The following is an 8,245-nucleotide window of genomic DNA, read 5'->3' on the forward strand; positions in this document are numbered from 1 at the left end:
ATTAAACTTCAACCCAATAATGCCAACGCTTACAACCAGCGAGGTGATCTCAGCTATTTGTTGAGAGATTATCAAACAGCACTAGCAGATTACAATCAAGCAATCAAACTTCAACCAGATAATGCCAACGCTTACTACTGGCGGGGTGTCGTGCGCTATTTCTTAAAAGATTATCAAGCTGCACTAACAGATTTGAATCAAACAATTAAACTTCAACCCGATAATGCCAACGCTCACTACTGGCGGGGTTTTGTCCGCAAAGAGTTAAAAGATTATCAAGCAGCACTAGCAGATTGCAATCAAGCAATGAAACTTCAACCAAATGATGCCTTGGGCTACTACTGTCGGGGTGTTGTTTACCAAAAACAAGGAGACGATAACGCGGCATTATCTGAATATGCTCAGGCACTTGCCAAAGACAAAAAATTTGCCGCAGCTAATGCAAAAATTGGCTACATCAAATATGAAAGGGGAGATGTTGCAGGAGCTATTCAAGAGTGGCAAAAAGCAGTTCAAATTGATAGTGACGTAACAGGAGCGCAACTCGCACTTGCAGTAGCTTTGCATAGCAGAGGTGAGCAACAAAAAGCTCTAAATATGGCACAAACTACCTTGCGTTTAGATAAAACTTTAGCTGATGTTGAGGTTCTTAAACAAACTCTCTGGGGGGCAAAACTAATTGCAGAGGGAGAAAAGCTCCTCTCTCATCCTAACATCCAAGCATTGCGAGTCAAGAAGTAAGTTAGTTGTTGTTGAAAAAAACTTCACCAAAATAAACCCTAGTCTCACATGGGAGAATTTATTCTCAATTTTAGACTGGGGTTGGTGAAGGCAAATAAAATGATTAATAGTAAAGTAATAATGACAATCAGAATCAATTTTGTATTAGTTGTTGAGGAAAATATACAATGAAAAGCAAATTATTACAGATAGGGACTACGACAATTTTGACCACTATAATTAGTGCAAGTGGTATCGAAAATGTATTGAGTTATCAATTGCCAAATATTACTAAAAATACTCAAGAATTTCAATCTAATTCGCGAAATAAAAATACTAAAAAAGGACAATCAAAAATTATTATAGCAGAAAAATCCGAAGAAAACCGGATTAGTCTCTATGAAAAAGCTAGTCCGGCTGTAGTTGCTATTGCTCTTGGGACAGGAGGACATGGTAGTGGTTTTATTGTGAGTCCAGATGGTCTAGTTTTAACTAATGCTCACGTTGTCCAAGATAGTCCTAAAACCGTAGCAGTAGTACTTGCTGATGGTAAACAAGTATTAGCTGATGTGGTTGGTTTTGCATCTGATGGCTTAGATTTAGCAGCGCTTAAAATTCGCAATCAGAAAAATTTGCCCTTCCTACCTTTAGCGTCCCCTGGTTCTGTGAAAGTTGGTCAATCTGTCTATGCTATTGGTACTCCTTTGAGTCTAGAATTACAAAATACTTTAACCGATGGGATTATCAGCCGTATTGATACAAAATTAGGTTTAATTCAACATGATGCTGCTATTAACCCTGGTAATTCAGGAGGACCATTACTCAACTCTAATGGTCAAGTAATCGGTGTTAATACTGCTATTTTTAACGATACCGAGATTAAAAGATTTATTGGCATTAGTTTTGCAATACCGACAGATATAGTCCGTCCTTTTTTAGTAGCTGTAGAACAGGGTAATGCTCAGTTAGCGACTCAGCGCCAAAGACCTAGTAACAATCAAGAACAGGATTTACCTTTGAATGGTCAAGCTATACAAGCGACTTTAAAACAAGGTGATCGCACTCTCCCAAATAATAGCTATTTTCACATTTATGCATTTGAAGGTAAAGCAGGGCAAAGGGTAAATATTGAAATGGCTAGTCAGCAGATCGACTCCCATTTATACTTACTGCTTCCTGCTAAAGAGAAGCTAATAGGGCAAAACGACGACACTTCTCCAAAGGATTTTAACGCCAGATTGACTGTGACTTTGCCGGAAAATGGCGTTTACTATCTCATAGCTAACACCTTTGAAGCAGGAGAATCTGGTAATTACAGTTTACGGGCTATGATTTCTCAGAAATAAAATAGTGGGGTGCAAAATCGGGTAGGGTGTCCACCGAGATAACGGCATAACTACTATCACAGCCAACAACCAGTCCATTTTAATGGACTTCAGCTATTAGCCTTATGCTGTAAGCATAAGGCGGGTATGAACATAATCGCACAATTGTTAAATAACATTACATCCAACCACACAGGCGCCACGTAAATTTTTACTTTCGACGAAAAAAAGCATATAAAGATAGTTCAAAAATCAAAGTATCGTCATCACTAAACCGCCCATTAATCATATAGTCCCAGAAACACCCATCTCATTAATACGGAACAAAAACAATCGTACAGTACCAGGGTGCATTACGCGCGCTTGTTGCATAACAACTTCTTCCTCTTGGTCAACAAAATAGTCCCCACTATCTGGTTCAACCACCATATACCAGCCATAATGCGTATCCATATATTCCGGCTTAACGCTATCAAAAATCTCTTTGCTACGTCGATAAAAATCCTCACGTTCAGCTCGCCGTTTAGCAAACTGTTCAGAGGTCCATTGAATCTCAGGGAAAATGCGTCCCCGACGCGCGGTACGAGTAGTTTTAGTTTCCGTCATAGTTAGCCATTATCCCACTATACGCAACACTTACATTCTCACTTATTTGTAGCGAACCACAACAAGTATAGTACATAAGATTCATATCCCCCACCCATAAACACAAACCCAGAATAAAACCACAACCACCATTACACCCAACAATCAGTCCATTTCAATGGACTTCAACATTAGCCTACGGGTTTTAACGGTTTTAACCCTAGGCGAATATGAATATAATCGCACAATTGGTAAACAACATTACATCCAACCAAACAGGCGCCCTAGAAGCAAAGACTCCAAAGCGCTAAATTAATAATAATGCAAACCGTAGAACCTTAATTATGAGTTGGGTATCACATCATTCTCAAAGTGAGCATTACGCAAATTTTGCCGAGGAAGCCCTTAGAGAGCAAAATAATGCTCGCGCTGTAGAACTTTATCGACTTGCGGCATATAAAGAAATTTTAGCACTCGAAGCTTTAGAGCCAACTAAAACAAGAACTATAGGTATAACAGCAGTCAGTGCAGCCTCTTTATTATACAAAGCACAGGAATTCCGTTTTTCCGAGCAACTAGCTTACCAATGGTTAATATCCGACCTACTCCCAGCTTTTGCCATCCGTCAATTACAAGAGTTACTGCAAGCAATCTGGAGTGAAAGAGAAATAGTCCAAAAAAGACAATTCAAATAAAGCATTATTAAAAACCAATACCTCTTCTCTTGAACGCATAAAAATTACCTACCAATCACAACAGCACCAACCCTCCTAGAAAGTCGGCGCCTCTACAATAACCTTATAACTCGTTATATTCTACTGTCCACGTCCCGGTTTACAATCAGCAAAACCCAAAGCCTCCGTATCAAGAAAGCTAGCAATTGCCATCTCAATAACTGCCTCAACAGGATATTCAATGGAAGCCGCGCGCGCTATTATTGCATCTCGAATACGTTCAGGCATACGCTCCAAGATAACCTCGGCATCAGTAAAAGAAAGTTGCTCTTTTGGTTTTGCTTGCATAACTTTACTGTTCGCTTGGTATTTGGACATTATAAGGAGGTTCGGTGGCTCTCAAGATAATGGCTTCTAGCTCTAATAGTAGCGCAGGGTTTCCCCAGTAAGAAATAGTCTGCACAGCAATACGTACCTCATCGTCACTATACTTGTCAAGCCATGCCCACAAAAAAGCTTTATGTCCACCAGTAAAACGACCCCGCAGACTCTTAGTTTTACCAATATAAAGCAGCCCATCGGTTTTGTGCCTAATTGCATAAATACCAGGTTGAGCAGGAAGGTTGCTAAACTCTCGGCTCAAAGGTAAGCATTCCTCACTCGTGAGTAAAAGCGATTTTATCCAAAATAAGCCTCGCCTGGTTTTTTAATTCAGAATCATTCGTTGGCATCGCCCAATACAGAACGCTAATTGCACAAAAATTATGTTCCCACATTCCGCCGTAGAGACGTTATATGTAACGTCTCTACACACGTAACTCAAAACATAAGGTAGGGCGCCAAAATGTGAACCACAGTTCACATTTTACGTATCATTTTTAAAAAATGTATAATTTATAACTAATATACAGTGTTTTACAGGCATGAGGCGTAAAACACGGTCATAGAGCAGCTTGAAAACTTTTATTCATATTTTTTCAATTCTACTGCATAAATTAGCTTGACCAAACATATCTATGTTCAGAGAGTGATGTGAGGTTACAAAACTTACAACTCTGTAAACTTAAATTAAGTGATAATTACTATGAAAAAACTTGCCATTCTCGGTTCTGCGGTTGCATTAACATTGTTAGGTAACGCTGCAACCTTTGCTAAAGTTGCGTCAACGAATACTCCCCAGCATTCCTTGGATAACGTTTCCACAAAAGTTACTAACCCTGGAATTATTATTGCACAAGCTGGGAACATGACAGGCGCCTGGAATTGCAACGACGGTGGAGTGTACTTTATTCGTCAAGTTGGAAATCAAGTATGGTGGTATGGTCAAAGTAGTGATGGTGGACAAACTTGGTCGAATGTGTTTCAAGGTACGATAACAGGGAGCAGAATAATTGGCAGTTGGGCAGACGTTCCCAAGGGTAGTATAAGAGGTTATGGCGAGATGACGCTCAGAATTTCAGGCGGTCGCATTCAAAAAGTCTCCGGTGGAGAGAACTTTGGTGGTAGTCTTTGGAGCCGTTAATTTAATGCTCGCTCAAAATTTGTGAACCACGGTTCACATTGTGTAGGGTGTGTGAAAGCTATTACAATCACTCAATGTAACGAAAAATAAAGTGCTTTCACGCACCATCTACCCATTAGTCAATACAGGCGCCTGCGACCAATCATACTTTGATAATTTTGAATGTAAAAACAGGCATCTGGCTCAACCCCTGCAGCACCTTCATTTTTGAAAGTTGTCGAACCAAAGGGTTGATATCGAATACCTTTAGCTCTCATCAAAGTTTTGACGACATCAGAAATAAAATCTCTTGGTATTTCATGTTCAGGTAAAGGAACCATTATTTCTAAAGTACCCTGATAGTAAGCTAATCTTGAAGCGCGCTTTTGTCCTAATTCCTGTAAAATAGTTTCAAATTCCTGCCAAGTCACATTCGAGATAGTCACAACGCTACCAGGCGCCAAATGCATCTGACTAATAGGCTTAACGATACCAGTAGTTGTAGTAGTAACCATAAGCAAGCTTACTGTTTAAGAATTAATCATTATATGTACGGTGGGCAGTGCCCACCATACGATTTTAGGCGCCAGATTTTAATATTTATTTATTAAAGTGGTGAGAATTATTGTAAAAAAAATAACCTCGGTTGCTGCTTCCGAGGGATAATTTTAAAGAGTAGCTGGTTCTCTTAGAATTTCAAACGTTTCTCCGTTGATGGTCATTAAGTCGGCGCCGTTATTTGTGGCAACTGCTTCGGTTAGTATTTTAGTTGCCCATTCTGTCAGGTTAAGTCCTGATGCTTTGGCGATGTCTTGCATTTCTCGCTGCAAGTAGGCTGGTATATGTAAGGTTAATGCTACTGTTTCCAGCGAGGGTATTTGAGAGAGTTTTATCTCTGGTGTAGCCAAACGGGAAGTCCAATACTCACACTCGCGCGCGCGGGTTTCCCCATCTTTTTCCAGAAAGTTTAATTTACCTAGCTGGTAACAGTAGAAGTTTTCTTTCTCTTCTAGTAATTCTGGACTACAATGCGAACAACTCCAACAGCTTCGTATTGGTGTACTTGGTGTACTTGGTGTACACGATGGCTGTATATAGCCTGCATGTGCTTCTGAACTCACATCTGGGTGATGCTCCCGTTGCTTTATCTTCTTCTTGCTTTTATGTGCTTTAGATTGGTCTGAGTCGTTTCTCTTGTGGTATGCTTTTACTACTTGGATGATGTGGGTTGCTGTGATTTTTCCGTTCGGCGCCGTCTCAACTGCTTCAAGCCAAACTTCCTGCTGCTCAGATGGAGTTAATGCAGTCAGTGGACGCGCTTGACGTTCGTTGGCAGGAAGAATTTGTGAACCGTGGTTCACATTTTCATAAACCGCAGCAGCATCTATCAGATAGTAAGCAGAACGTCGGGACATCTCCCAGCGGTTAATGCAATACTCCTCGAATGTCTCGTAATTTTGCCGATACAGCCGCTTGTCCCGCAAAACGCGCAATGCTTGCCCTATTTCCCAAAATGCCCGTAAACCACGCTGAACTGTGGCTTCCAAACTGTCTAACTCTATTGTTTCTGCTTCAGAAAGCACCTCATACGAGTTGTCGGTATTTATTTGGTTCACAGTACTGTTTGGAGTTGAAGCAACTGCTAAGGAATGCTCACCGCCACTAGATAGTTGAAAAGTTGCACCGTTAGCAGTAAAGTCTAGATGTTCCATCGATATCCTTTATCTCTGGGTTAACGACTGTACATTGTTTATTTTGTTTATTTGCCCATGAACTACTCACGGCGAAGCCCCTAAAAGCTTTCACCGTCTACCCAACGCTATATACATATTATGATTATATTGCACATGCAATAAATAATATTGCATAAGTCATGTGCTTTGTGCAAACTTTTTACGTTTTGTATTGATTGGGCATTCCATAAATAGAGGCAAGTCAAGCATTTATTGTTTGTAGTTTCGTTTAAATTTTGCTCAAACCCTTGTAAATACAGGAGTTATACTTTTAAATAGGGTATACAAACCTTATTAACCGAACAACGTGAGCGCTTTACCTCAACTGCTACTCAAGCGGGGGTATGGTCGGCTTTACATTAAATTTGCCTGTTATTAAAGTTACCAAGGTAAAAATTGTGACTGCCACATCTGTACCATCACTCATACAAGCGCGCCAAAATCGACTAGTTCAGTTGATGGAACAGCTGTTGCAAGATGGCTGGACTCAAACTGGGATAGCTGAATTTGTTGGCGTAGAATTCACCACAGTGTACCGCTGGGTAAAGGGGAAGACTGTTCCCGAACCGGAGTCTAGGAACTTTGAGAAGTTAGCCAGGTTGAGTGGTGGAACTTCCCAAACGCTACAAAAGTACCTAGATGGTGAAATAACTTTATCGGTATATCGTCAAGGTGTCGCGAGTAGGGTGATGACACAAGTGAAAAGGCGCTCGAAACCCTCGAACGAGAAGATAAAGCAAGAGGTTTTGGCGAAAATTCGCTTGTTGGAACCTGCGGAAATTGCTGAAATTATTTCTGTAACTGCTGCTTTCCTTGCACAGCAAAGTTAGTCATTGGCAACGGATGTAACGGATGTAACGGATGTAACGGATACAATAGATAAATTTTCAAGTATCCGTTAGGTCAACGTTGGATATGAGCGCTGTCAAAAACGGTTAGAGACTAAAGACTGATTTGAACTTAGTTGCTCTCGTCGCTTATTGAGTTCATCCAAAAATTTAACTGTTCTCTTAATAAGCTAATAGCAATAGGCTAATGACGAAAGCTAAATTTAAATGGAATCGCAACTATTGTGTAACCTTCGTCAAATAACTTTCTCAAAAAATACCGATAAAAAACAGTTGGGAAAGTACCGAAAAAAAGCACCACCTATAAATTGAATGATACCCTTGGGGTTTGGGTGAACAGCAACCCAACTGTGGGAAACAGGTTGAAATCTAAATATTGTATCCATTGAAACTTTTTTGATAAAGTAATAACAGTAAAATTAACCGATATTAAAAAGTGGTTCTTTGCATTGATGACTACAAACAAAGCTTTGCTAGTTACGGAAACAATTAAAAATATTTTTATGTAATTTTGTACTGTTTTTTTTGAACACAATATGAATTTGCTTGTATAGGCACTTATGCAGTTCTAAAAAACCTGGGGAAAGGCAACTGTCAGTTTAGGAAACTCAGTAGAAATATGTATGTGACAAAAGTAATTATCTTTAATATGGTTTAAGTCATCAATTCATTGTTGACTAAAGTCACGGATAGATAAAATGTTCTGGGCTTGCAGGTTCACAGGAACCGTCAAAATTTAAAAATCAGTGATTGCACTTGCTTGTTAGTGTATTAAGTCAAGATTACGAAAATGTATCCACTTTTGGAATAAACATAAATTATATGGCGCCAGAGACTCCGGCAAAGACCTAGTTTTTGG

General features: G+C 39.7%; 10 protein-coding genes and 1 pseudogene. 5 read left to right on the forward strand and 6 right to left on the reverse strand.

Features of this window, described 5'->3' with window-relative positions:
• Together AC2JBO_RS40540 and AC2JBO_RS40545 are read left to right on the forward strand one after the other, a co-directional pair.
• On the forward strand, positions 1-741 hold a 741-nt coding region (locus tag AC2JBO_RS40540), incomplete at its 5' end, for a tetratricopeptide repeat protein (RefSeq protein WP_496959286.1).
• 167 nt (positions 742-908) lie between these two features.
• The gene (locus AC2JBO_RS40545) at positions 909-2,066 is read left to right on the forward strand and encodes a trypsin-like peptidase domain-containing protein (RefSeq protein WP_496959287.1); all 1,158 of its coding nucleotides are present in this window, start codon (positions 909-911) and stop codon (positions 2,064-2,066) included.
• A gap of 264 nt (positions 2,067-2,330) precedes the next feature.
• Here the strand turns inward: AC2JBO_RS40545 and AC2JBO_RS40550 are convergent, their stop codons facing one another.
• The gene (locus AC2JBO_RS40550; RefSeq protein ID WP_496959288.1) at positions 2,331-2,651 is read right to left on the reverse strand and encodes a hypothetical protein; all 321 of its coding nucleotides are present in this window, start codon (positions 2,649-2,651) and stop codon (positions 2,331-2,333) included.
• Between the two features lie 323 nt (positions 2,652-2,974).
• Here AC2JBO_RS40550 and AC2JBO_RS40555 point away from each other — a divergent pair, with 323 nt between their 5' ends.
• Positions 2,975-3,325, forward strand: coding sequence for a hypothetical protein (locus tag AC2JBO_RS40555; protein ID WP_496959289.1), 351 nt, complete (start codon positions 2,975-2,977; stop codon positions 3,323-3,325).
• A 120-nt stretch (positions 3,326-3,445) separates the two neighbouring features.
• Here the strand turns inward: AC2JBO_RS40555 and AC2JBO_RS40560 are convergent, their stop codons facing one another.
• Complete coding sequence (locus tag AC2JBO_RS40560) at positions 3,446-3,652, reverse strand: hypothetical protein (protein WP_496959290.1); 207 nt, start codon at positions 3,650-3,652, stop codon at positions 3,446-3,448.
• Positions 3,653-3,656: 4 nt separating this feature from the next.
• Positions 3,657-3,947, reverse strand: coding sequence for a GIY-YIG nuclease family protein (locus tag AC2JBO_RS40565; RefSeq protein WP_496959291.1), 291 nt, complete (start codon positions 3,945-3,947; stop codon positions 3,657-3,659).
• 441 nt (positions 3,948-4,388) lie between these two features.
• Here AC2JBO_RS40565 and AC2JBO_RS40570 point away from each other — a divergent pair, with 441 nt between their 5' ends.
• Positions 4,389-4,826: a hypothetical protein gene (locus AC2JBO_RS40570; protein WP_496959292.1), complete on the forward strand. Its 438-nt coding sequence runs from the start codon at positions 4,389-4,391 to the stop codon at positions 4,824-4,826.
• Positions 4,827-4,945: 119 nt separating this feature from the next.
• Here AC2JBO_RS40570 and AC2JBO_RS40575 read toward each other — a convergent pair whose 3' ends face one another.
• Together AC2JBO_RS40575 and AC2JBO_RS40580 are read right to left on the reverse strand one after the other, a co-directional pair.
• Entirely contained in the window at positions 4,946-5,320 is a 375-nt protein-coding gene (locus tag AC2JBO_RS40575; protein ID WP_496959293.1) for a Uma2 family endonuclease, read from the reverse strand.
• A gap of 153 nt (positions 5,321-5,473) precedes the next feature.
• Positions 5,474-6,517, reverse strand: a complete 1,044-nt coding sequence (locus AC2JBO_RS40580) for a hypothetical protein (protein ID WP_496959294.1) — start codon at positions 6,515-6,517, stop codon at positions 5,474-5,476.
• A gap of 365 nt (positions 6,518-6,882) precedes the next feature.
• On the opposite strand from AC2JBO_RS40580, the gene AC2JBO_RS40585 reads away from it, so the two are divergent.
• Positions 6,883-7,368, forward strand: a complete 486-nt coding sequence (locus tag AC2JBO_RS40585; RefSeq protein ID WP_496959295.1) for an XRE family transcriptional regulator — start codon at positions 6,883-6,885, stop codon at positions 7,366-7,368.
• A 205-nt stretch (positions 7,369-7,573) separates the two neighbouring features.
• Here the strand turns inward: AC2JBO_RS40585 and AC2JBO_RS40590 are convergent.
• Positions 7,574-7,772 (reverse strand): annotated as a pseudogene (locus tag AC2JBO_RS40590) (DUF1350 family protein); the annotation flags it as partial.
• Positions 7,773-8,245 lie beyond the last annotated feature (473 nt).

Source organism: Calothrix sp. CBUCES-K 9914, from assembly GCF_059640475.1.